General features: G+C 44.5%; 25 protein-coding genes. 14 read left to right on the top strand and 11 right to left on the bottom strand.

All coding sequences use genetic code 11. The features are described 5' to 3' along the window. Positions 1-11: 11 nt before the first annotated feature. Entirely contained in the window at positions 12-395 is a 384-nt protein-coding gene (locus tag L865_RS23105; protein WP_037470511.1) for a DUF4144 family protein, read from the bottom strand. Between the two features lie 383 nt (positions 396-778). Between L865_RS23105 and L865_RS25985 the strand changes: the two genes are divergently transcribed. From L865_RS25985 to L865_RS23110, 8 genes are all read left to right on the top strand, one after another. Continuing rightward, positions 779-910 carry a hypothetical protein gene (locus tag L865_RS25985; protein ID WP_256871036.1) on the top strand — a complete coding sequence of 44 codons (132 nt, stop codon included), beginning with the start codon at positions 779-781 and terminating at the stop codon, positions 908-910. Between the two features lie 32 nt (positions 911-942). Then, on the top strand, positions 943-1071 hold the full coding sequence (locus tag L865_RS25990) for a hypothetical protein (protein ID WP_256871037.1): 129 nt from the start codon (positions 943-945) through the stop codon (positions 1069-1071). 31 nt (positions 1072-1102) lie between these two features. Next, positions 1103-1231 (top strand): hypothetical protein, encoded by a 129-nt coding sequence (locus tag L865_RS25995; protein WP_256871037.1) that lies wholly within the window; start codon positions 1103-1105, stop codon positions 1229-1231. Between the two features lie 31 nt (positions 1232-1262). Continuing rightward, positions 1263-1391, top strand: coding sequence for a hypothetical protein (locus tag L865_RS26000; RefSeq protein ID WP_256871038.1), 129 nt, complete (start codon positions 1263-1265; stop codon positions 1389-1391). A gap of 28 nt (positions 1392-1419) precedes the next feature. Continuing rightward, entirely contained in the window at positions 1420-1548 is a 129-nt protein-coding gene (locus tag L865_RS26005; protein ID WP_256871039.1) for a hypothetical protein, read from the top strand. A 104-nt stretch (positions 1549-1652) separates the two neighbouring features. Continuing rightward, on the top strand, positions 1653-2219 hold the full coding sequence (locus tag L865_RS0104155) for a glycine-rich domain-containing protein (protein ID WP_028772071.1): 567 nt from the start codon (positions 1653-1655) through the stop codon (positions 2217-2219). Between the two features lie 26 nt (positions 2220-2245). Then, positions 2246-3505 (top strand): HlyD family secretion protein, encoded by a 1260-nt coding sequence (locus L865_RS0104160; protein WP_028772072.1) that lies wholly within the window; start codon positions 2246-2248, stop codon positions 3503-3505. 1 nt (position 3506) lies between these two features. Further along, positions 3507-5681 carry a peptidase domain-containing ABC transporter gene (locus tag L865_RS23110; protein WP_037470513.1) on the top strand — a complete coding sequence of 725 codons (2175 nt, stop codon included), beginning with the start codon at positions 3507-3509 and terminating at the stop codon, positions 5679-5681. Between the two features lie 46 nt (positions 5682-5727). On the opposite strand, the gene L865_RS0104170 is transcribed toward L865_RS23110, so the two are convergent. After that, the gene (locus L865_RS0104170) at positions 5728-7458 is read right to left on the bottom strand and encodes a tetratricopeptide repeat protein (RefSeq protein ID WP_028772073.1); all 1731 of its coding nucleotides are present in this window, start codon (positions 7456-7458) and stop codon (positions 5728-5730) included. A 327-nt stretch (positions 7459-7785) separates the two neighbouring features. On the opposite strand from L865_RS0104170, the gene L865_RS25405 reads away from it, so the two are divergent. Beyond that, positions 7786-7956, top strand: coding sequence for a hypothetical protein (locus L865_RS25405; protein WP_157577429.1), 171 nt, complete (start codon positions 7786-7788; stop codon positions 7954-7956). 25 nt (positions 7957-7981) lie between these two features. Here the strand turns inward: L865_RS25405 and L865_RS0104180 are convergent, their stop codons facing one another. The 8 genes from L865_RS0104180 to sfsA form a co-directional block, all read right to left on the bottom strand. Next, positions 7982-8509, bottom strand: coding sequence for a hypothetical protein (locus tag L865_RS0104180; protein ID WP_028772074.1), 528 nt, complete (start codon positions 8507-8509; stop codon positions 7982-7984). A gap of 246 nt (positions 8510-8755) precedes the next feature. Continuing rightward, positions 8756-9601: a pantoate--beta-alanine ligase gene (gene panC, locus L865_RS0104185; protein WP_028772075.1), complete on the bottom strand. Its 846-nt coding sequence runs from the start codon at positions 9599-9601 to the stop codon at positions 8756-8758. Positions 9602-9668: 67 nt separating this feature from the next. Then, the gene (gene panB, locus L865_RS0104190) at positions 9669-10463 is read right to left on the bottom strand and encodes a 3-methyl-2-oxobutanoate hydroxymethyltransferase (RefSeq protein ID WP_028772076.1); all 795 of its coding nucleotides are present in this window, start codon (positions 10461-10463) and stop codon (positions 9669-9671) included. A gap of 67 nt (positions 10464-10530) precedes the next feature. Then, entirely contained in the window at positions 10531-11034 is a 504-nt protein-coding gene (gene folK / locus L865_RS0104195) for a 2-amino-4-hydroxy-6-hydroxymethyldihydropteridine diphosphokinase (protein ID WP_028772077.1), read from the bottom strand. Continuing rightward, positions 11034-12473, bottom strand: coding sequence for a polynucleotide adenylyltransferase PcnB (pcnB, locus tag L865_RS0104200; RefSeq protein ID WP_028772078.1), 1440 nt, complete (start codon positions 12471-12473; stop codon positions 11034-11036). The genes folK and pcnB overlap by 1 nt, the downstream gene beginning before the upstream one ends. 103 nt (positions 12474-12576) lie before the next feature. After that, positions 12577-13458, bottom strand: a complete 882-nt coding sequence (gluQRS, locus tag L865_RS0104205; protein WP_028772079.1) for a tRNA glutamyl-Q(34) synthetase GluQRS — start codon at positions 13456-13458, stop codon at positions 12577-12579. Positions 13459-13533: 75 nt separating this feature from the next. Beyond that, positions 13534-13977: an RNA polymerase-binding protein DksA gene (dksA, locus tag L865_RS0104210; protein ID WP_028772080.1), complete on the bottom strand. Its 444-nt coding sequence runs from the start codon at positions 13975-13977 to the stop codon at positions 13534-13536. 160 nt (positions 13978-14137) lie between these two features. Beyond that, positions 14138-14860 (bottom strand): DNA/RNA nuclease SfsA, encoded by a 723-nt coding sequence (gene sfsA, locus L865_RS0104215; protein ID WP_028772081.1) that lies wholly within the window; start codon positions 14858-14860, stop codon positions 14138-14140. Positions 14861-14998: 138 nt separating this feature from the next. On the opposite strand from sfsA, the gene pepB reads away from it, so the two are divergent. The 4 genes from pepB (at position 14999) to L865_RS0104235 (ending at position 19062) form a co-directional block, all read left to right on the top strand. Beyond that, positions 14999-16279, top strand: coding sequence for an aminopeptidase PepB (pepB, locus tag L865_RS0104220; protein WP_028772082.1), 1281 nt, complete (start codon positions 14999-15001; stop codon positions 16277-16279). Positions 16280-16450: 171 nt separating this feature from the next. Further along, positions 16451-17302 carry a winged helix-turn-helix domain-containing protein gene (locus L865_RS0104225; protein ID WP_028772083.1) on the top strand — a complete coding sequence of 284 codons (852 nt, stop codon included), beginning with the start codon at positions 16451-16453 and terminating at the stop codon, positions 17300-17302. A gap of 420 nt (positions 17303-17722) precedes the next feature. Continuing rightward, positions 17723-18031: a hypothetical protein gene (locus L865_RS0104230; protein ID WP_028772084.1), complete on the top strand. Its 309-nt coding sequence runs from the start codon at positions 17723-17725 to the stop codon at positions 18029-18031. Further along, positions 18031-19062 (top strand): HlyD family secretion protein, encoded by a 1032-nt coding sequence (locus L865_RS0104235; RefSeq protein WP_028772085.1) that lies wholly within the window; start codon positions 18031-18033, stop codon positions 19060-19062. Before L865_RS0104230 ends, L865_RS0104235 begins: the two co-directional genes overlap by 1 nt. A 95-nt stretch (positions 19063-19157) precedes the next feature. On the opposite strand, the gene L865_RS0104240 is transcribed toward L865_RS0104235, so the two are convergent. Then, on the bottom strand, positions 19158-19691 hold the full coding sequence (locus tag L865_RS0104240) for a 2'-5' RNA ligase family protein (protein WP_028772086.1): 534 nt from the start codon (positions 19689-19691) through the stop codon (positions 19158-19160). Between the two features lie 139 nt (positions 19692-19830). Between L865_RS0104240 and L865_RS23115 the strand changes: the two genes are divergently transcribed. Continuing rightward, positions 19831-22020 carry a putative bifunctional diguanylate cyclase/phosphodiesterase gene (locus tag L865_RS23115; RefSeq protein WP_051484434.1) on the top strand — a complete coding sequence of 730 codons (2190 nt, stop codon included), beginning with the start codon at positions 19831-19833 and terminating at the stop codon, positions 22018-22020. The last annotated feature ends 63 nt before the right edge of the window (positions 22021-22083 follow it).

Genomic DNA, 22083 nt, shown 5'->3' on the forward strand with positions numbered 1-22083 from the left:
CGACTATCTCTTTAGCGGTTAACGGCACCTTCCTCTAAGTAAGCTAACATTTCAAATACTTGGCTATAGTCTGTGGCTGCCATTTTTGCCGTACAGCATTGACCCGTTAATGCGGCGTGACGTTGCACCTTAGCCAATATCCTAGACACCGGCAGCGGCGCTTCGCCGCTGGATATGAGCGCTAGTTTAGGTTCGGTGTTGCTTGACTGGATAGCTTTTTCAGCCTGTTTTACGCTAAAGCGATAACCTTTGCTATCTATAATTTCCAGCGCTTGCCCCGCATAAGCCCCGTATTCTTGCAACAAGTCCTCTGCCGTAGCTAAATAGACCAATTCATCATGTTTATTGACAGACATCATTGCCGGCCAAAGCGGTAATTTGGGTATTACTGGCATATCACCCCCTAAGTATTGCATTAGTCAGCTCAGCTTAACGGCAAAAACTGGCGGAGTAAATCGTTGTAATTCTTTAAGGCAATGAGTAAAAACGACCGAATAGTACTGAGTTTATTGGCGTGAGTTTTTAGGGATGATTCGGGTACTTTTGATGTTTTTATATTTACCTATCAATACCTTATTCTAGACTTGTTCCCAGTGTATTTTCCCGCTTACATCCTGCCTATATCCCGCTAATCTCCTAGCAAAATCAAGTGTAGTGTCGCTAAATGAACTTAGCCAACGACAACTCAATCACTCACATTGATTGAGCTATGAAATTGTAAAACTGGCAAAGCGATATTGAATCGCATTTTTAAACTCACAAACGAAAGGAAAGCAATATGGAAAACCAAACTCAAAAAGTAGAGCTAATTGAAGAAGCACTATTAGACAGTGTATCTGGTGGTCAATTGGATATCGACTTGTGCCGCATCTCTTGCATTAGCTGCATTGAATGCTTGTTTCAAGACTAAATAGTCAGGTTAACCAACTTAAGGACAACATCATGGAAGAGCAAAACAAAGTAGAACTGATTGAAGAAGCCCTTTTAGACAATGTATCAGGTGGCCAACTAGACATTGATTTATGTCATATCAGTTGCATCAGTTGCATCGAATGTTTATTTCAACACTAAACCATTAGCGGACTAATTAAAGGAAAGCACCATGGAAGAGCAAAACAAAGTAGAACTGATTGAAGAAGCCCTTTTAGACAATGTATCAGGTGGCCAGTTGGATATTGACCTGTGTCATATCAGCTGCATCAGCTGCATCGAATGTCTATTTCAACACTAAGCCATTAACGGATTAAAAAGAGGAAAACACCATGGAAGAGCAAAACAAAGTTGAGCTAATTGAAGAAGCGCTTTTAGATAATGTATCGGGTGGCCAGTTGGATATCGACATTTGTCATATCAGTTGTATCAGCTGCCTAGAATGCTTGTTTCAGCACTAATTAACGGATTAATACAAGGAAAATAGCAATGGAAAATCAAGCCAAAGTCGAACTGATTGAAGAAGCATTGTTAGACAGCGTATCCGGTGGTCAGTTAGACATCGATTTATGTCGAATCAGCTGCATCAGTTGCATCGAATGTTTGTTCCAAGACTAACGTGCAATTGAGTCAGGCCTCATGCTGTAGTGAGGCCCAGGCTGAAGTTAGAGTCATGACGGGGGAGTGCTACTCCCCATCTATTTAAGGTTAAGGAGAACGACATGAGCAATCCAAGTTTAGCGTCGGTAATGGCTTATCAAAACCAGGATGTTATCGATAGATTTGTAAAAATATTTGCAGTTGAAGAGGCTGAAGCACAGCAGTTGTTTGATGATGTAAAACGTTGGTTGTGGATGGCAAATCAAGTAAAGCAACAGGGGATCAACAAGCCGGTTGTTATTGATAGTGCCTTATTAGTTTTGGATGAGATGTGGCACAACTTTATTTTGTTCTCACGAGAATACGGCGAGTTTTGCCAAACCTACTTTGGTCGTTTTTGCCACCATGCGCCGAACTCTAAGCGAGAGATAGAAAAAGAGCAGCAGCGGACTGCAGGCATGACTATCGCCGAACGTAAGCGCGAAATCATGGAATCGAAACGTTGGCAGTATGAGTTTGTTTATGATCACTTAGGCGAAGAAACATTCATTCGTTGGTACAAAGTTTTTCCTAAGAAATATGGTGCGGAAACACTCAGCAAGATGGCCTACGAGGCTGAAAAGGCGCGACAAAAATCGAAGCGAGATGAGCTGGAAAAAGCTAAGCAAGTTCGACAAGTAGCGGCTTAAACATCACAGGAGAGATGGAGGAAACGATGCAAAATAACTCGTCGGCAGACCAACTATTTAGGAAAGAAGTACTGAATAAGTCAGGGTCAAATTCTTTGGGCACTGTGCTATTAAGGCAGCCCAAAGAGTACAAAATTATTGCCATATTGCTGTTTGCAGTTGTCTCGCTAGCCTTCGTGTTCCTATTTGTGGGCACCTATACAAAATATGCCGATGTATTTGGCGTTATTACCGTTGATAAAGGACTTGTTAAAGTCAGCGCTCGCCGAGAAGGGCAAATCATTGAGCAAATCTTTCACCAGGGCGAGTTTGTTGACAAAGGCCAGTTACTCTATGTTATCTCGACTGAACGCCATAGTTCTTTGGATCAGAACATTGACCAAAATATCCTCCAGCAGCAAATGGTATTGCAGCAATCGTTGGAGCGAGACATTAAAATTGCTCAGTCGGCTTTTAATCTTGAAATCGAATTACTTAAAAGCAAAGTAGAAGCAAAAAGAGCTGAGATAGTACACCTTGATGAACAGTTATCGCTGTACCAACAACGGCTCACGATTAGTGAACAGGGCCTTAATCGTAATCGTAGTTTAATGGATGCAGGTCATACCAACCAAGCCCAGCTTGACCAGGTAATTGAAGAGCATTTAGCGCTAGTCAGTATGCGCAACGATTTGAAAATGAAGCGTAATAGTAATCAATTGATACTAACTGAGCTAAACAATGATCTTGCCATGAAGCCAGGCATCTTCCAAGAAAAGCAAAATCGCCTCAAACGTAGTTTGATTGAAAATGAGCAACGCATTGCCGAGGTTGCTGCCAATGTTGATTATCGCATATACGCGCCATTGAGCGGCGTGATAGGGAACCAACTCACTCATGTGGGCGAGTTCATCACCAAAGGTGATGTGATGGCGAGCATCATTCCTGCTGAATCTCAATTGCAAGCGGAACTCTATGTGCCAGCAAGCTCAATAGGGTTTATTAAAGCGGATCAGCAAGTCTCAATGCGATATAGCGCATTTCCCTATCAACACTTTGGTCTGCAAAAAGGCACTGTACTGAGTGTCTCTAAAGTTATTTCACTGCCAGAAGAACTGGAAACCAGTGTTGACTTAACGGGCGCGGTCTACAAAGTCATTGTTGGCCTAAATTCACAAACTATCGCAGCAAAAGGCGAAGAGCTCGCGCTTGGCGTGGGCATGGAACTCGAAGCCAGTGTCAAACTAGAAAATCGCTCATTAGTTCAATGGCTGCTTGAGCCTATCTACAGCTTAAAGGATAGATAAGATGCAAACCTTGATTGATAGAATTAACTTTACTGGCGGCAAGATGCTACCTGTAATTCGTCAGACAGAGGCTGCCGAATGCGGTCTAGCATGCATGGCAATGATTGCCAGCTACCATGGTTTTCAAACCGATCTGTTTCAAATGCGCCAAAAGCATCGGGTATCACTCAAAGGGTCAACATTAAGAGGCATGACCCAGCTAGCAGACAAAGTAGGTTTGGCACATCGTGCTGTTAAGTGTGACATTGAAGGCATCTCGCAGCTAAAAACACCTTGCATCCTACATTGGAACCTAGACCACTTTGTGGTGTTAAAGAAAGTGTCGGGCAATAAGTTTTACTTACATGACCCTGCACTGGGTGAGCATACTTGCAATGCAGAAGAGCTTTCACAAAGCTTTACCGGCGTAGCACTAGAACTTGAGCCAAGCGATAATTTTGCCAAACAGGAAGCAGCGCCTCAGGCTTCACTTGCGTCATTTTGGTCAAACCTAGATGGTTGGAAGCAGTCGTTGCTAACCGTGTTCCTATTTTCCATGTTGCTGCAAGCGTTTATCTTGGTGACGCCAATTTACATGCAGTTGACTGTCGATGATGTGCTTATTGCAAATGACTATAGCCTGTTAAATATCTTAGCGGTCGGCTTCGGGGCCGTTCTGTTGTTGCAAGCCCTGTCAACGGCGTTGCGATCGTTAATCATCATGTTACTGGGTAATCAGCTCTCCCTGCAGATGAATGCGAATCTAGTGAGTCATTTATTTAAATTGCCGATGGATTATTTTGAGAAGCGTCATATTGGTGATGTTGTGTCGCGTTTTCGTTCGTTGGAGTCGCTAAAGAATCTATTGACGACGACTTTGATAGAAAGCCTCGTCGATGGCCTAATCATTATTGGCCTGCTAGTGATGATGTATATTTACAGTGTCGACCTGATGTTAGTGGTGTTGTGCGCTTCAGCGCTTTATCTTGCTGTCCGCTGTATCTCTTACACAAAGCTTAAAAACGTTAACCGTGAGAATATTGTCTGTTTAGCAAAAAAAGACAGTAACTTTATGGAGTCAGTACGTGGTATCCAAAGCATTAAGTTGTTCACTAAAGAAAGCGACAGACTTAACCTGTTTAATAATTTCAATGTAGATAGCGCAAATAGTGCCATTAAAGTAGAGCGCTTACGAGTGTTGTTCAGTTGGACCAGTATGTTGATATTTGGCATTGAGAATATCCTAGTAATCTACTTCGCCGCCGGCATGGTGATGGAAAACCTATTAACAGTGGGCATGTTATTGGCTTTCGTATCTTACAAAACCCAGTTTGAACAAAAGGTTAGCAATCTCATTGATAAGTACATTGAGTTCAAAATGTGTTCTCTACATCTCGAACGTCTAGGCGATATTACCTTAACTGAGCAAGAACGTGATTTGGGTGAGCGTGATGATGATTTTAACGTATCTGGTGAGCTTAACCTTAACGGAATCAATTTCAGTTATTCAGACGAAGAGCGTGATGTATTGTCTGACATAAACTTAAAGGTGAATGCGGGCGAGTCTGTAGCTATTGTGGGTCCGTCTGGTTGCGGGAAAAGCACCTTAATGAAGGTGATGCTTGGCTTGCTTAAGCCAAGCCAAGGGCAAGTTCAAATTGACCAACGCGATATTCGCAAAGTGGGTTTAATCAACTACCGCACCCAAGTGGCAAGTGTGTTGCAAAATGACCAGTTACTCTCAGGGACGATTCTTGAAAACATTAGTTTTTTCTGTCAAGAGCCAGATAAAGAGTGGGCTGAAGAGTGTGCCAAGGCCGCGGGAATTCACCGCGACATAAACAGTTTGCCCATGGGATATCGCTCATTGATTGGTGATATGGGCTCCACCTTATCCGGTGGTCAAGCGCAGCGCTTATTGTTAGCCAGAGCTTTGTATAAACGGCCTAAAATTTTATTTTTAGATGAAGCCACCGCTAGCTTAGATCTAAAAGCAGAGCAACATGTTAACCAAGCCATTCGGGCACTTAATATTACTCGCATAATGATTGCCCATCGACCACAGACTATCATGTCTGCCGACCGAATTATCCGTTTTGCCAAAGGCGCTTGTTTAGAGATTAGTAAGGAAGACTATAGAAGTGCTAAAACGAGCGGCGGTATAGGTGCAGCCCCTTTGCCCGTGGCAGCAAATTAATCGCTTGGTCTAGGTTGAGAAGTCTTATGGCAATCAGATGAATTGATTAACGGCAGACTTCTTCATCTAAACTGTTGCTTTGGCTATTAATAATAGCTTTTCTTTTCATATTATCTTGAAACCGCTTAAGCTTGATTTGAAGCTCTTCTCGGTAGAGGCTGCTGTTCTGACAACGTTGCAAAACAAAGTTACAGGTTCTGACTACTGACCGCCACCTTGGACGCTGGGGCAACGTGTTGATACCAAAATAGCGCTCCATTGCCCTTGCCCTAAGCCGTCCATCATCGATGCCTACACTCCAAATTTTACTCTGTTGTGCCAGCTCAAGCTTACCGGTTTGGGTTGACTCTTCCCACATCTGCAATGACAAATGCATAAGTTCAACCAAATCTTGGCGCAAGTTCTCTGGAGCTGGTGGCTTTGATTGTGTCTCTGTTTTTATATTTGCTTGGTGGCTTTGGGGAGATTTTTTCGTGGTACTGGTGTCGGCAGATGGCAGTCGTTGTCTGAACCACAAAATATAGGTTGCCAGGGTGAGTAGCAGTAGTATTAAACAGCTAATAATAATCCAGGTTGTCGGATCGTCATTTTCGGCTGGTTCAAAGGTGAAAGTACTGCGAATGTGTTTTGAGTTAATGGCATCTTTTAGGGACAGCTGTGATTTCAGCGTATCGGCGTAGACTCGCCAATATCGACTCGAGGCCTGGTAGTCTTCTACTTGCTCACTGAGTTCCGCCATGGCGGTATAAAGTTCTTTTTGGAATTTATACTCTCTATAACGATCTATCTGTGAAAATGCCGTTTCAAACGCAGTCAATGCCTGCTTTAGCTCTTGCTGAGACTGCCAAACCAACCCCTGTACAAACCAATATTTGGGTGTGTCTTGATTAGTTTGTAATAGGTTTTGTGTTTGCTTGGCTTTATTGAGCCATTGTTGTGCACTATCAGCTAAGTTATTTTTTACTGATATCTCAGCGAGCAATACATATATGTCGGCGAGAAATCGGTAAGAATTAAGTTGTTCAAGGCTACTTGCTGATTGCTTTAGCAATTCAATAGCTTTTTCTGGTTCACCATTTAAATCAAAGGTATCGCCTAAATTTGACAGTGTTTGAGCTGCGCGTAAATCTTTACCTAATTTGCTATAAATAGTATATGCATTGCGATAAGAAACAATGGCTTCGTCGTATTCTGCTTTATCTTTATACAGTGACCCTAAATTATTCAATACACTCGCTTGACCAATCTCATTACCTTCTTGAGAGTGGATTTCATAGCTTTTTAAGAGTAACTTTGCAGCAGTATCATGGTCGCCGTAGGCATGGTATATATTGGCCAAATCATTATAACCCAGTGCCACTCTTCGATTATCTTTTAAACTGATTGATAAGCTTAATGCTGGCTCAAAAGCATTAAAAGCTTGTTCATACTGACGCTGTTGAAAGTAAATAATACCGGACTGTCTTAATACTTGAATACGGTCGATATCACTGATGTTGTGAGGCGTACTTAACAGAGAGTTGAGAATCTTACCTGCTGAATTAAGATCTCCCGTTTCCTTATAGAGTTTAGCCAGTGAGATAGATAAAGAGAAAAACTCTGGGTCACTCTCGTGCAAGCTTTGAATTCTCTGATTACATTGTAAAATTATCTGGCTACGGTTGAGTGATTTATTCTCTTGGTTTATGCAAAGTGCCTCTGCAATAGCATTGTTGCTACACAGTAGTAGCAGTAATAAAAGCACGCTGACCAAGCGCCTTTGATGATTTATCACCATACTACTTTCCTTGTTTATTTGTTGTTGAGCGTAAATAAAGCACTTTTATAATAGTTTTTATTGATACTATTTAAGCAGTAATCCTATGGGTAGAGTTTGACTTATTGTATTTGTTTTACAATCAATTATAGCGGTAATCATCCATAAAATTCTATCCTAATAAAGCCTTATTTAATCCCAGTTAAGTCCTTACAATCATCTCAAGAATATACCAAATTGATTGCTCCAAGGGTACAGGTGTTAACGATTTATTAACAGATCAGATGAGCGTTGTTTATGCGTCAGCCCTTTAAAATCACACAAGCTTTAAATAAAAGGATTAAGATTATGAATAAGGAAAATTTAAACACTAGTACCAATGTTGGTGACCGTGGCGAAGTAAATAAGCGCGTAGAGATAATTGAAGATGCATTATTAGATCTAGTCTCTGGTGGCGCAATAGACTCGGTCGAGATGTGTGTTGGGCATCAATTTTGCGAAGTGCAAGAGGGGAGTTGAGTATAGCAACAAATAGTAAGCAGTGTTAATGTGGACTGCTATCGCTATTATCTATATCGTTTTGTGCGGAGTTTATTCTAGTTTGATGCTGCTGCAATATGTCTATGCTACTTTGATTATTGACAATTAAATCATCAAAGTAGCTATTCATTTCTGCCAGCGCAGCTATATGACCGGGATCTTCTTTGTCGAGTTTCTCCCAGTAGCGTTTACGCTCTAGTTTTTGGGCTTCACTGGCTCGAAGGATTTCAAAGTAGCTATTTTCTTGATTGAGTCGATAAATTTCACTACTGATAAGCTGCAATAATTTCTCTTGAGAAATCGTGCTCCTATTTAATAAAGCTTGCAGTGGATCTTGATATTCTTTGCGTTTGTCAGAATCGGTTTCTGTGGTAATACCTAGGGAGTATTTAATCTCATGTTGACGGTATTCTTCAGGGCAACTTTCTTGGCTAAATACAATTTTATTATCTTTTATGCACTTATAGATACTACTAGCGGACGCAGTAGAGCCATAGAGCGCGATGAAAGTGATCACCAAGATTTTTACCATGTAGCTGACGTCCTTTGTGCGTCCACAAGTATACTTTCAAAAGTATGAATGATTTGCCTCACCGATAGAAGACGACAGCAAAATGGTCGGACTTCCTTTCTATCGCTACTGAGTGCATATACTACTATGGCTGATGTTTACGGTTAACACCAGAAAAAAGCGTCAATAACAGTTTATTTTGCTTAGTGATTAGCGCGTTAGCTTGATGTAGGCCTATGGCAAAGCAGGGCCTACATCAGTGTTTTATCAGCGGCTGAAAGTGAGGTTATCTATCAGTCGAGTCTTACCCATATAGGCAGCTACCAGTACGACTAGCTCAGTATCGTTGGCAGCAACTGTTGCGAGGTTATTAGCGTTCCTAACTGCTAGGTAGTCAGGCTCAAAGCCCGCTTGTTGCAATTTGGATTGCGCACTGATTGTGGCCTGCTCGATACTCATTCCCTGTTTTATATCAAGAATTAACGCATCTAGGGTTTGTTTAATCATTGCGGCTTTTTGTTTTTGCGCCGAACTTAAATAGCCATTACGAGAACTCATGGCTAAGCCCGATGCTTCGCGTTTGGTTGCGACGCCGACAATGGATATTGGCAATGATAAGTCTTCTACCATGGTTTTAATGACCATGAGTTGCTGAAAGTCTTTTTCGCCAAATACGGCAACATCAGGCTGCACGATATTAAATAGCTTACATACAACTGTTGCGACACCACGAAAGTGCCCTGGACGGCTTTGTCCGCACAATTGTTCGGAAATACCCGGGACATCAACAAATGTTTGTTCTGCTAACCCTTTTGGGTAAATAATCTCTGCAGTAGGGGTGAACAGTAATTCAGCACCTGCCTGACTAAGTGCTTGCTGGTCATTCGCTAATGTTCGCGGGTAGGCGTCTAAATCTTCGTTTTGACCAAATTGCATTGGATTGACAAAAATAGAGGCAACAACATGATCAGCATGGCGTTTCGCTTCCTCTATAAGGCTTATATGCCCCTGATGTAGGTTGCCCATGGTAGGCACAAATGCAACACGTTCACCTTGTTGGCGCCATTGACGCACCTGAGTTCTAATTTGATTAATATCGCTGGTGGTTAGCATAAAAGTATCTTGAATCAATTGGCCCTAGAAACCGCAGCTAGGGCCAGAGTTAAGAATAAAAATCGGCCTAATTAAAGGTATGTTCATCGCCTGGGAAGGTACCTTGCTGTACCTCTTCGATATAGGCTTTTATCGCCGCACGAATCTCACCAGTTTGGGAAAGATAGTTTTTAGAGAATCGAGGAATATAGCCACTGGAAATACCAAGTACGTCGTGCATTACCAGTATCTGTCCATCAGTGTCGGCTCCTGCGCCAATCCCAATGACGGGGATGGTCAATGCTTCGGTGATGGCCTTAGCAAGCTCAGCTGGAATGCATTCAACGACCAACAGCTGGGCGCCAGCCGCTTGTAGAGCTTTGGCTTCATCGAGTATGCGTTGAGCATTATCTGCATCGCGACCTTGCACTTTAAAACCACCAAATACGTGCACAGATTGCGGCGTAAGCCCCAAATGGGCGCATACGGGAATACCGCGCTCGGTCAGTTTGGTTACGGTCTCTAACAGCCAATGTCCGCCTTCGACTTTAACCATATTGGCACCGGCTTGCATCAGGGTTGTTGCGTTCGTCATCGCTTGTTCTGCGGTGGCATAACTCATAAATGGCATGTCTGCGATCAGCAATGCACGTTTGATTCCACGGCGCACACAACGGGTATGATAGGCGATATCATCAACAGAAACTGGCAGGGTATCGTCATGCCCTTGAAGTACCATACCCATCGAGTCACCGACGAGCAGGACGTCTACGCCCTCGCTATCAAATGCACTGGCAAAGCTGGCGTCATAGGCGGTAAGTGAGGTGAACTTTTTCCCTTCTTGCTTGAATTTGAGCAAGGTAGAGCTGGTGATCTTTGACATAATGATAATCTTAATTTTGCGTTGAAAATAAATCTAAATACAAAGCTGCAAGCAGTTATAAGCTAACTTAGCGCTGAGTGCAATGTTCCCAGCTATGTTGTTGCAATTCAGCGCGCAGATCATCGTCAATTAGCGCGGACAAAGGCGTTTGGCAGGGGAGGATCAGTGATGGCGCAATATCGGCAAGGGGAACCAACACAAAGCTTCGTTGTTTCATGCCATAGTGAGGCACTGTTAAGCGCTCACTGCAGATGACTTGCTGGCCGTACAAGAGGATATCTAAATCAAGGGTGCGAGCCCCCCAACGTACAATGCGCTCACGCCCTTGTTGGTTTTCGATCGCTTGCAGCGCGTCTAGTAATGCTAGTGGTGTAAGGTCAGTATCAAAACTGACTACCGCGTTGAGATAGTCAGGTTGTTCGACTTCACCCATAGGGGTTGATTGATAATAAGCTGATACTTGCAAACTGGTATGCTTAGCAAGTTGAGTTAGGGCCTGTACGGCATCATCCAGTTGTTTGTGCGGTTGGGCGAGGTTAGCGCCCAATGCGACATAGACTGTGGTTAGCATTACTCAGCCGTTTTAGGTTTGGGCTTACGGCGACGTCGGGTGTTGCGGTTGCGACCCCCTTTGTTAGCCGATCTGGCAATCACGCTGCGTTGCTCTTCACTGCCTTCGACAAAACTGCGCCACCATGCGGCAGATTTTGCGATGTTGCCACCTTCAGCTTCTGCACGTAATAGCAGTAAATCATAGGCCGCACGGAATTTAGGGTGCTCAATAAACTTGAAGGCACGGGTACCTTGATTGCGGTCAAAGCGTAGCTGCAATTGCCAAATATCTTTTGCAGGAGTACTGAAACGTCGTGGGATGCTAATAGAGCGGCACTGTTGCTCCATCACATCGCCCATAGCCGTATTGTAAGCATCAAAACTGCTTAAACCACTTTCTAAGGCGATATCATCAGCACGTTGCTGTAATGGGTACCACAAAATTGCTGCATAGAAAAACGCGGGTGTGACTGTTTTTCCTGCATCGACCCGTGCGTCAGTATTACGCATGATGGCCTGCAGCATCTTCTGACTAGGACCTTTACTGTCTTCAGTCAGCAATTGTTCTACTTGCGGAAACAGTGGCTCAAATAAACCGTAATCGCGCATCATGGTAAAGTTATTCTGCGCTTGGCCATTAAAGAATAGCTTGAGCACTTCTTCATACATACGTGCCGCAGGGATATCTTTTAGCAGCGGTGCGAGTTCATAGATGGGCTGGCTCGCCGCTTCGTCGATAGACATACCAAGCTTAGTGGCAAAGCGCACCGCTCTCAGCATACGCACCGGATCTTCTCGGTATCGTTTTTGTGGGTCACCAATCAAACGTATAGTCCGAGACTCTAAATCTTGTAAGCCACCGCCATAACTGTGAATTGAGAAATCACTGATATCGTAATACAAGGCATTCACGGTAAAGTCGCGACGCTCGGCATCTTCATCAATGGTGCCATATACGTTGTCACGTAGCAGGCGACCTTCAGCATTGGTTTTAGAAATTTTCTCGCCACTATCGACATGGTGACCACGTAGTGTGGCTACTTCGATAATATCACGGCCAAAAACGATATGGGCTAATCTAAATCTGCGGCCAACTAGACGGCAATTACGAAATAGCTTCTTAATCTCTTCAGGAGTGGCGTTAGTCACCACATCAAAATCTTTAGGTTGTAAGCCTAATAAAATGTCTCTGACCCCGCCGCCGACTAAATAGGCTTTAAAGCCTGATTTATGCAATCGGTATAGCACTTTAATCGCATTTTCGCTGATCTGCTTGCGTGAAATAGTGTGGTGTTTACGCGCAACAACTTGCAGGCTTAGGCCTGAATCTGTGCTGTGCTGATCATGGGAGTTATCGTCAAATAGCTGTTTACAGAATTGACTAATGCGGCGAAAAATAGTGCACCTCGGTGTTGGGTCGTAATGATTGCTAGAAACTGGTCGGCTATGATAACTCAAATATTGGTTAATGAGTATACCTTGAGTGTTGCGATGCGTTGGTTATTTGCACGAAATTTGATATGACAACCGGTGTTGTGCAACAGACTTTAGCAATAGGTACTTATGTCGTTGTGGCTAAGACAATTTCTTGCTGTTTGGGGACGGCCGCTAGATTAAATTGCGCAACAGCTTGCTGCAGCATGACTGTGACATCTGAATGAGTGTCGACCGGTGGTTGCCCTAATACCTGCAACGCGGCATTGATACTTGCTTGCGGTGCATGATTGTCTATGGCGGGCGCATGGTTTTGTTTAGACAGCTTTCGCCCCGGCTCGGCACACAGTAGCGGTAGATGCAGCCAGCTTGGTACGGGCTTATCAAAAAGGGTAAACAGGTCTATCTGCCGTACCGTAGAAGTGAGCAGGTCGCAGCCACGAACGACTTCAGTTACCCCTTGCTCAATATCATCCATGACTACCGCCAATTGGTAGGCATAGAGACCATCACGACGTTTAATAATAAAGTCTTCTTTGGCAAAGTGATTGTCCACGCGAATCATACCCATGTGGCGGTCGTCAAAGTGATCGCTTTGGGTTTGATTACGTACACGAATGGCACCATGGCTATGTGCGGTGTTCCGCTGGCCACAACGGCCGTCATAGAGGCCGCCCATTGCTTGAATTTGTTTGCGAGTGCATTGACAGTAATAGGCTAAGTCATGGTTAAGTAGCACATCGAGTTGGTGCTGGTATGCATCAAGTCGCAGACTTTGATAGAACACGCTATCGTCCCAGTGTAAGCCATAGCTTTCAAGGGTACGTAAAATACCGTCTGCGGCACCGGCTACTTCGCGTGGAGGATCGATATCTTCAATTCTGACTAGCCATTTTCCCTGTTGAGATTTAGCACGCAAAAAACTACCAAGCGCAGCGATAAGAGAGCCAAAGTGCAGGGGACCAGAAGGAGAAGGCGCGAATCGGCCTATATAAGCGGGGACTTGCAAGGTTACACCTAGATTAACAGCAGTGCATCAAACAAAAAAAGCGGGACTTAACACCCGCTTTTTTGTCAGTGATGACTAGCCTGCCATCTGCTTTTCTTTAATTTCTGCAAGGGTTTTGCAGTCGATGCATTGATCAGCAGTAGGGCGAGCTTCAAGTCGACGAATACCAATTTCGATACCGCAAGACTCACAGAAACCGAAATCATCATCTTCAATTTTTTGAAGTGTCTTTTCGATTTTCTTAATTAGTTTACGCTCTCTGTCACGCGCTCTAAGTTCTAAACTGAACTCTTCTTCTTGCGCTGCGCGGTCGACAGGATCTGGGAAGTTAGCCGCTTCGTCTTGCATATGATTCAACGTACGGTCAACTTCTTCACGTAATTGACCACGCCATGCCTCTAGAATTTTTCTAAAGTGGCCCAGTTGATCCGTATTCATGTACTCCTCACCGGGTTTTTCCTGGTAAGGGTCTACACCTGCGATAGCGAGCACGCCAAGTTTTTTAGTGCCTTCTGGCATAACGCATCTCCTGTTAATCATTTGCGTTTGTAGGGCGTCTTTTATTAAAGGCCGATATCTATATCAGAAACTGATATGTCACGCAAACTTTTTATTTTGCATTATTCGTATCCTTTGACTATGTTCCCTATTCCAATCAAATACAACTTTTTCCGCCATTTTAGAGGTTGACAGGGCAGGATTTAATCAAGCGGGTACTTTTTGCTGACATTTGCGCACAATAAGCTAACACTTCGACACCAGATTGTGCGGCTTGTTTCAATAGTTCAGCGTATTGTGGATCGATATGCTCAGCAGCCTGTACGATATTGATACCTGTATGTTGTACCACAAATAGCAAAACCCCACGGTGACCTTGCTCGACCATTTCCATTAGTTCGCGCAGATGTTTTTGGCCGCGTGTGGTAACAGCATCGGGGAAATAACCGCGGTCATCTTCGAGCAAAGTACAACTTTTAACTTCGATATAGACTTGGCTAGCTTTTGAGCTTGCGTCATCGTCAGGCTCAGAAAGTAAAATGTCAATACGACTATTTTCACTGCCGTATTTCACTTCACGCTTTAGGTTTTTATAACCCTGCAGTTCAGTAATCGTGCCATCTTTGATAGCTTCTTCCGCCAAGGCGTTGGCTCTGCCAGTATTAATTCCAATCAGGTGCCCTGCAGGCGTTTCTGTGAGTTCCCAAGTGCGAGAGTATTTGCGCTTAGGGTTATCTGATACTGAAAAGTAGACCGTTTGCTCAGGGAATAAACAGTTGCGCATTGAACCGGTATTAGGGCAATGAATGGTGACGGTGCTGCCGTCGGCTAAGGTGACATCGGCCAGAAAACGTTTATAGCGTTTGATTAACTTTGCTTGGTCAAATTCAGGGGTAAATTGCATAGGTATAACTATATAATGGCTAGATTCATCAGTGGCCTTAGCCTACCAGAAAAGCCAAACTGTGATGAGGCTTTCGATGACTGAGGCAAATAGAGTACACTGCGCTGATGCGTACATCGCGTTTAAAAAGGAATAATAATGACAAGCTCAATGAAGATTACCCTGACCAAAACAACAGCTGATGCTCACTGGGGCAAAGCCGATATTAGCTACAACAGCGAAGGTGCATCCATCCATCTTAATGGGGGGGATGAGTTACGCCAAGTTCAACAAGCAGCGCGTAAAATGCGTAGCCAAGGCCTTGAATCAGTATCACTCATTGGTGACCTGTGGGATATCCATTCTCAATGGGCCTTCGCTCAAGGTTTTGCTACGGCAAAACAGATCCCGCAGATTAACTGGGCGGGAACTGAGGCAGAACAGCAGCGCCTAACAGACCAATTAGCTAGCGCCAGTTTTGCTCGCCATCTAATTAATGAAACTCCTGAAAATCTATCGCCAATGAGCTTAGCCACACAAGCGGCTAAATGGCTGAGTGACATTGGTGACGATAAAGTCAGCTATCGCATTATTGAAGGTGAAGCACTTTTAGAACACCAATGGATTGGTATTCACGCGGTGGGCCGCGGTAGTGAGCGTCCACCGGCACTACTTGAACTGGACTTCAATCCACTTGGTGAAGATGCGCCGGTGGCTGTGTCTTTAGTCGGTAAAGGCATCACGTTTGATTCAGGTGGATACAGCATCAAGGCCTCTGAAGGTATGTTGGGAATGAAGTGCGACATGGGTGGTGCGGCTACCGTTACCGCAGCCCTGGGTTTAGCCATGAAGTCAGGGCTTAACAAGCGCGTGAAGTTATTCTTATGTTGTGCCGAGAACCTCATTAGTGGGCATGCCTATAAGCTTGGTGACATTCTCACTTATAAAAATGGCGTGACGGTTGAAGTGGTTAATACTGACGCAGAAGGTCGCTTGGTGTTAGCTGACGGCCTGCAAGCCGCATCTGAAACAGGCGCGCCACTAATTATCGATGCAGCCACCTTAACTGGCGCTGCGGTCATGGCTGTTGGCACTAACTACAATGCTATTTTCTCGCCAAGTAGCGAGTTACTGGCTCACACTCAAACCAAAGCGGCTGAAGTGGCGGAGCGAGTTTGGCCTCTACCATTAGAGCGTTGGCATCAAGATATGTGCCCATCAGCCTATGCAGATACTGCCAATAGCCGGCCGATGAAAGGTGGCGGAGCAGGCGGAGCATCTAATGCCGCGGGTTTCTTAGCTCGCTTTGTGAGACCTGATGTGCAATGGCTGCACATGGACTTAGCATCGGCTTTTGCTGACAGTGCTAATGAGCTTTGGGCGGCAGGTGCAACGACCCACGGTGTATTGACCATTGCCAATTTAATTGAGTCTGAATAAGCATTGTCACTAAATAGGCTATCGGCAAAAAGCGGACCTTAGGGTCCGCTTTTTATTTTGTCGCAACGATATTCAGTGGCATCACTATGCGTTACGGTTGCCAGTTGCAGGTTTCAGTGGCAAGTTATTTAACCTTAAGAGGATAAATTGTCACTGTAGAGAAAAGTGCATATGTGGGTTGAGTTTGAGCCGTTTTCGATAGATTGCGAGTCTCGTAAGTTATTGATTAATGGGAAAAAAGTTCCTGCCGACGATAGGCTGTTTAGTTTGATGGCGTTGTTAATTGCCAACGCGCCTAATTGGGTCAGTAAGCAACAATGTTTACAGGTTTGTTGGCCGGATACGGTGGTGTCTGATCTATCGCTGTCTAAATTAGTATCGCAAGGGCGCAAGTTATTTAAGCAATCTGGTTGCCAAATCAATGTGATTGAAACGGTACATGGCCGTGGTTATCGTTTATCTAATGAACTTAAGTTGCGTACTCGCCAGTCATCGGAAGATGAGACGCATCACAACCAAGCACTAATCTCACCGCAAGTCCCACAATATCAGCGGCTTGTTAGTACATTTAAATGGCCCTTGCTGGTCACGACTATGGTACTGGTATTAGGGATTAGTTTTGTTCAATTTACCAGTCGACCCGACTTAATCCACAGTGAGTCAGCTGGCAGTCTCGGACGTATTCTCTGGGTTGATGATAACCCCAGTAACAATGATATCGAACGGCAATTTTTTAATGACAAACAGTTGTCAGTCTATTCTGTGGTTACTTCAGAAGAGGCGTTGAAACTGCTTGGCATGTATCACTATGATGTGGTGATTTCTGACATGGGGCGTCATGGTGACCCACTAGCTGGAATGAAGTTATTGCAGCGTATGCGTGCGGCGCAACATGCTAACCCTTTTTATCTGTATACCATTGCGGCATCGCCGGGGCTTAGAGACACCTTGAGTCAGCATGATGGTCAAGGAGCGGCAGTCACCTCAAATCAGCTTTACAAGTTGGTGCTATCGCATTTTTAAATGGGAGTTATTTGGGGCGATTTTGATTTTATGGCAAATAAAATCAGTATCTTACTGTTCTTACTGGGAGGGTGGTAGTTCACGTTTTCTAACGGTAGTCAGTAGTGGTATTCAAAACTTTTCAAATTCTTTCAAATCTATAGCCATGATCAATTTTTTCCAGTGTGTTATCAATATTAACAGTTTGCTACGTATGGACCAGTTCGTAAGTATTCTTCAATTGCTGCCCTTGAACAGGGTGGCTTTTTTTTATGTTAACTTTGTCACAAATCTCACCTCGACTAGGCTAAAGGCTCCTCCAGCACAATTTCCAGTTCAACTTGGGTTCAGCATTCAATCAGTATAGTTCAGCCATTGGGTTACCGCGCGCTGTTTGTCGCCTTTGGTAGCCAAACTTTGAATAGCCAACTAGAGAGTGCAATGAACATCCATCCAACTGATTTATTATATGATCAAACCCCCAGCGTTATGCCGCTGTTAGAGTCTGTCGGCTTTATGTGGTTTGTTACCATAGTGACTGTGGCCATTTTTGCCTGGGTATTATTAAAGCTGTGGCATTTGCACTCGTTGCCCAAGTATCTTGCGAAAGAAAAAGGCATGCGCCAAGCGAAACTCGTCTTTTGGTTATGTATGCTGGGCTTAGCATGGAAGCCGCTATGGGTACTGGCGGTGGTAGCAATTGTGACCGACTGGGACCGAGTACAAGAATGGCTTAGGGGGACGCGTTAATGAAAGAGATCATGTTGCCCTATATTTTGATTGTTTGGTTACTGTTTAAGTTTAAAGTGGTCAAATCTCGCCCAAGAAACTATTTCATTAGTGTGCTTATTGGAGTGTTAATTGCGGGGACACTATTTATTGCACATCGATTTTATTCGCCAGCAGATTTAACTCAATCAACCACAGTACGTGCACCGCATGCGGTATTATCGTCAACCATTGGTCAGCAGATTGGTGATATTTATGTTGACCATAACCAGCACGTCAAGAAGGGCGAGCTGCTCTACACCTTAGTGGACGATAAGGTGAGTAGTGCCATCGATGGGATTAATGCCAAAATTAATGAGGTAAAGCGTAATATTGAGGCGGCTGAAGTCCGTCTTGCTCAAGCTAAGCGAACACTGATCCGCAGCCAGAACTTAGGTGAGCATGTCAGTGATCATGATTTAGAGACCGCTGAAGACCAAGTAGAAATCTGCGCTGCAGACTTGCAGGTGCAGCGCGCGCAACTTGAAGTGCAATACGCCCAGATGCGCAAACAGCAATTTGAGCTTGAACGTTTGCAAGTTCGTGCACCATTCGATGGCATGGTGACCCATGTGTATCTTGCTGGGGGCTCACGTATTGGCGCTATGCATTTATGGGATACCGGGAGAAAGTTTGTCGAGATGCGTATTCCAGATCAATCATTTGCCAATATTAAGACCGGCCAGTTTGCCGAGTTTTACATTGATGCCTATCCAGGTCAGATTTTCCGTGCGAGAGTGCACAGTAAAGTTGAGGCAACCGGTGAAGCGCAGGGCGATTTGTTACCACGAGAGCAGATGGTATCAAGACACATCAGTATGGGAGCCATGCCGGTTGGTCGAACTGTAGTATTAGAGATTGATAAAGCCACCATGGATATGTTGCCAATTGGTGCCACGGGCTCTGCATGGGTTAGTGCTGAAAAGCCTCATAGTATTTTAGGCTTTCTCGATATTATCGGTGGCGCAACCGTGAGGCTACAAGCAGTTAAGTCTTACCTCAACCCATTGTAAGATAGCTAAACAATCGTTGCCTGCCATCAAGGGTGGCAGTGCAAGGTAACAAAACTCAGGTGAGCAGCTCATTTGCTTACCTGAGTTTTTTGTTTTTAGCTGTTCGCAAGTGACCACTGCTCTAGTACCTGATATTGCACGCCCTGCGTCGTAGAGACCGATTCATATAGCGCCAGTGAGTTCATCGATGCTTTAACACTAGTGTTAGGCATAGGCATAGGCATCAACGTCTTGGCTTTACGAAACAAGGTAATATGGGGCCGGTATTGCTCATGAGCTGGCAGCTCAGTCAAGGGTGCCGCCAATTGGGTGAGGCAAGTATGTATATTCAGTAACGCAGCGGGACAATAACTGGCTTCAAGTGCCAGTATTTGTGGCTTCGACCAATAAACTAATGTATCAAATACTATCTGAAACCCCACTAGCTGTTGGGCTGAGATTGACTCACTGATGCCGCTAATAAGGCGCTGTATTTGGGGCTCATTAAGCTGGCCAATGAATAGCGCCGTTACATGCAAGTTTTCGCTAATAACAGCGCGATACGGTGCACCTATGGCTTGTTGTAGCTGTTGGCACTGCTGTTGCTGTGCTGCGGATAAACCAAAGCCTAAAAATAACCTTCTGTTCATAGACCCTCCTTATTCGAATGCGCCTGTCAGCAAGATAGCTGCATCATATTGAGTTTTTTTGCTTTAGTCAGGCAGTTTCATTTGTTGTGCCTATACTTAACTCATCATTTTAACTAAGTTTTTGAGGGTTTGGCGCACCATGTCCAACAGCGTGTCCAAAATATCAGATAATTGGCTGCACGAATTTATTGAATTGCTGCAGCAATCAGATAATGCCACTCTGCTGCACAGGTTAAGTGCATTGCTTAAATGTGATGGGCTGTTCTTTATGCGAATTAAGCCTGATGGTCACATCACGTTTTGTGAATATCAGCAACAAGATCTAACCGTTCCTCCCACTAACGAACTGTCGCGAATGGCTGCGGCCAGTCGCTATTTCACTCAGTTGATCAATCAAGATAGATTACAGCTATTACGTATTGATGAACGCTGGCCCGAAGCCAATTCTCAAGAAGCAAGGCTGTTGCAATCTGCCAGCATTGAACGGTTAACTTTATTGCCAAGGCAGCGTCTTGCAATGCATGATTACCTGCTTGGTATTGCTAACGGCGATAGACAGTGGCAGTGTCCGGCCGAGTTGTTGCAGCTATTATCACTTGCGGTGCAGCAGCTTGGGTTACGCTTTGAAAGCGAATTTTTACTCAATGAATTACAAGCCAATCATCAGTCAAGTACCGAAATTTTGTATCGTCTGCCTATGGCGGCAGTGCTCATAGATAAGCACAACCAAATCAGTGTTTTTAACCATGCCGCACAACATGGCTTTCTTGTTAGTGAGCAGCAAGCGGTGCAGGAGTTAGTGCGCGAGGCCGAAAGGGGCATACTGCTTGATACTATTCAGCTAGTCCGCGACCGCATTCTTGGGCAAGCATGGTGTGAATTACCTACTGTGGCCGGAGCCGATAAATATAACTGGTTTAAACTCAATTTTAGCCGCATGCCCAGCAATGATGGCATGTTACTGATGATTGCTGAGCAGTGCAGCAGTAATGAAGTCGACGGCCACGGTCAGCAATTACAGGCAAACTTTGATGCCCTAACCGGATTACCCAATCGAACCTATTTTGAGTCAATTTTTAGTAGTGGTCAGCAGTCGCAGGCGAACGAGCTTAACTTCATTGGCTTTATCAATCTCGATCAGTTTCAAATCGTTAATAACATCAGTGGCCATAAGGCCGGTGATCAGTTGCTAATCGAGGTCGCGCAACGGCTCAAGAAACTGGTACGAAAAGGTGATGTGGTGGCCCGTTTGGGCAGTGATGAGTACGGCATACTCATGCACGGCATTAGCCAAAATACCGCAGAGCAAGTGGCCGGAAGGATTTGCCAGGCGCTGGCAGGGCATGAGTTTATTTGGCAAGGGCGAACTCACGCTGTCACTGTGAGTATGGGGCTGGCTGCCATCAATCCCGATGATGATATTACCCAAGTACTGGGTCGCGCGGATGCCGCCTGTCGAGTGGTTAAAGAAGGTGGCCGCAATGGTTGGCATTTTTATCGCCTTGGCGACCCATTGATGGATAGAATACATACGGATATGAGCGCTTCAGTTGATATTGTTGGCGCGCTTGCTCTGAACCATTTTACCTTGTTTTACCAGCCCATTGAGCCAGTGAATACCAGCGATGCTGGTTTGCATGTTGAAATACTATTACGGATGATCAATGAGGACGGCGAGCTGGTGGCACCGGGTATTTTTCTGCCCGCTGCGGAGCGTTTTAACTTAGCGGCAAAGGTCGATCGGTGGGTGATTGAACATGTGCTGCGTTGGGGAAACGCCCATCTCGAAACCTGGCAAAGCATGTCGATGGTGGCAATAAACTTGTCGGCGTTGTCACTCGATGATGATGAGTTCATGGAATGGTTAGAAATGCGATTGCTATCTGAACCAGAGTTGGTTGCCAAATTGTGTTTTGAAATTACTGAAACAGCAGCGGTGAGCCAGCTTGATAATGCCACGCGACTGATTGATATCATTCACCCTATGGGCTGTAGTTTAGCCTTAGATGACTTTGGATCCGGCTTTTCTAGCTTTGCCTACCTTAAACTATTAGATGTTGATTTTGTTAAAATTGACGGCCAGTTCATCAGTCAAATATGCAGTACCCCAGCGGATCAGGCTATTGTGAAAGCCATTTGCGAGTTAGCAAAAGATATGCACTTTCAAACGGTGGCAGAGTTTGTAGAATCTGAAGATATAGGTAAGTTAGTCCACTCTTTCGGTGTCGATTTTGCACAAGGATACGGTATTGCAAAACCACAACCGTTAACCCAGTTAACCTGCGCTGATAATTTGCAATGGGCAGCCACGTTAAGTCCGTCAGCATGAATATTGTTTAACTCAATAAAGCGCAATAACCGCCTAGGGCAAGTTTCGCTTTGTGCTGAATCC

Source organism: Shewanella waksmanii ATCC BAA-643, from assembly GCF_000518805.1.
Taxonomy (GTDB): domain Bacteria; phylum Pseudomonadota; class Gammaproteobacteria; order Enterobacterales; family Shewanellaceae; genus Shewanella; species Shewanella waksmanii.

Bases quoted from the DNA above. Each gene is read 5' to 3' on its own strand.
- L865_RS23105 (WP_037470511.1), bottom strand. From the start codon at position 395: ATGCCAGTAATACCCAAATTACCGCTTTGGCCGGCAATGATGTCTGTC.
- L865_RS25985 (WP_256871036.1), top strand. From the start codon at position 779: ATGGAAAACCAAACTCAAAAAGTAGAGCTAATTGAAGAAGCACTATTA.
- L865_RS25990 (WP_256871037.1), top strand. From the start codon at position 943: ATGGAAGAGCAAAACAAAGTAGAACTGATTGAAGAAGCCCTTTTAGAC.
- L865_RS25995 (WP_256871037.1), top strand. From the start codon at position 1,103: ATGGAAGAGCAAAACAAAGTAGAACTGATTGAAGAAGCCCTTTTAGAC.
- L865_RS26000 (WP_256871038.1), top strand. From the start codon at position 1,263: ATGGAAGAGCAAAACAAAGTTGAGCTAATTGAAGAAGCGCTTTTAGAT.
- L865_RS26005 (WP_256871039.1), top strand. From the start codon at position 1,420: ATGGAAAATCAAGCCAAAGTCGAACTGATTGAAGAAGCATTGTTAGAC.
- L865_RS0104155 (WP_028772071.1), top strand. From the start codon at position 1,653: ATGAGCAATCCAAGTTTAGCGTCGGTAATGGCTTATCAAAACCAGGAT.
- L865_RS0104160 (WP_028772072.1), top strand. From the start codon at position 2,246: ATGCAAAATAACTCGTCGGCAGACCAACTATTTAGGAAAGAAGTACTG.
- L865_RS23110 (WP_037470513.1), top strand. From the start codon at position 3,507: ATGCAAACCTTGATTGATAGAATTAACTTTACTGGCGGCAAGATGCTA.
- L865_RS0104170 (WP_028772073.1), bottom strand. From the start codon at position 7,458: ATGGTGATAAATCATCAAAGGCGCTTGGTCAGCGTGCTTTTATTACTG.
- L865_RS25405 (WP_157577429.1), top strand. From the start codon at position 7,786: ATGAATAAGGAAAATTTAAACACTAGTACCAATGTTGGTGACCGTGGC.
- L865_RS0104180 (WP_028772074.1), bottom strand. From the start codon at position 8,509: ATGGTAAAAATCTTGGTGATCACTTTCATCGCGCTCTATGGCTCTACT.
- panC (WP_028772075.1), bottom strand. From the start codon at position 9,601: ATGCTAACCACCAGCGATATTAATCAAATTAGAACTCAGGTGCGTCAA.
- panB (WP_028772076.1), bottom strand. From the start codon at position 10,463: ATGTCAAAGATCACCAGCTCTACCTTGCTCAAATTCAAGCAAGAAGGG.
- folK (WP_028772077.1), bottom strand. From the start codon at position 11,034: ATGCTAACCACAGTCTATGTCGCATTGGGCGCTAACCTCGCCCAACCG.
- dksA (WP_028772080.1), bottom strand. From the start codon at position 13,977: ATGCCAGAAGGCACTAAAAAACTTGGCGTGCTCGCTATCGCAGGTGTA.
- sfsA (WP_028772081.1), bottom strand. From the start codon at position 14,860: ATGCAATTTACCCCTGAATTTGACCAAGCAAAGTTAATCAAACGCTAT.
- pepB (WP_028772082.1), top strand. From the start codon at position 14,999: ATGACAAGCTCAATGAAGATTACCCTGACCAAAACAACAGCTGATGCT.
- L865_RS0104225 (WP_028772083.1), top strand. From the start codon at position 16,451: ATGTGGGTTGAGTTTGAGCCGTTTTCGATAGATTGCGAGTCTCGTAAG.
- L865_RS0104230 (WP_028772084.1), top strand. From the start codon at position 17,723: ATGAACATCCATCCAACTGATTTATTATATGATCAAACCCCCAGCGTT.
- L865_RS0104235 (WP_028772085.1), top strand. From the start codon at position 18,031: ATGAAAGAGATCATGTTGCCCTATATTTTGATTGTTTGGTTACTGTTT.
- L865_RS0104240 (WP_028772086.1), bottom strand. From the start codon at position 19,691: ATGAACAGAAGGTTATTTTTAGGCTTTGGTTTATCCGCAGCACAGCAA.
- L865_RS23115 (WP_051484434.1), top strand. From the start codon at position 19,831: ATGTCCAACAGCGTGTCCAAAATATCAGATAATTGGCTGCACGAATTT.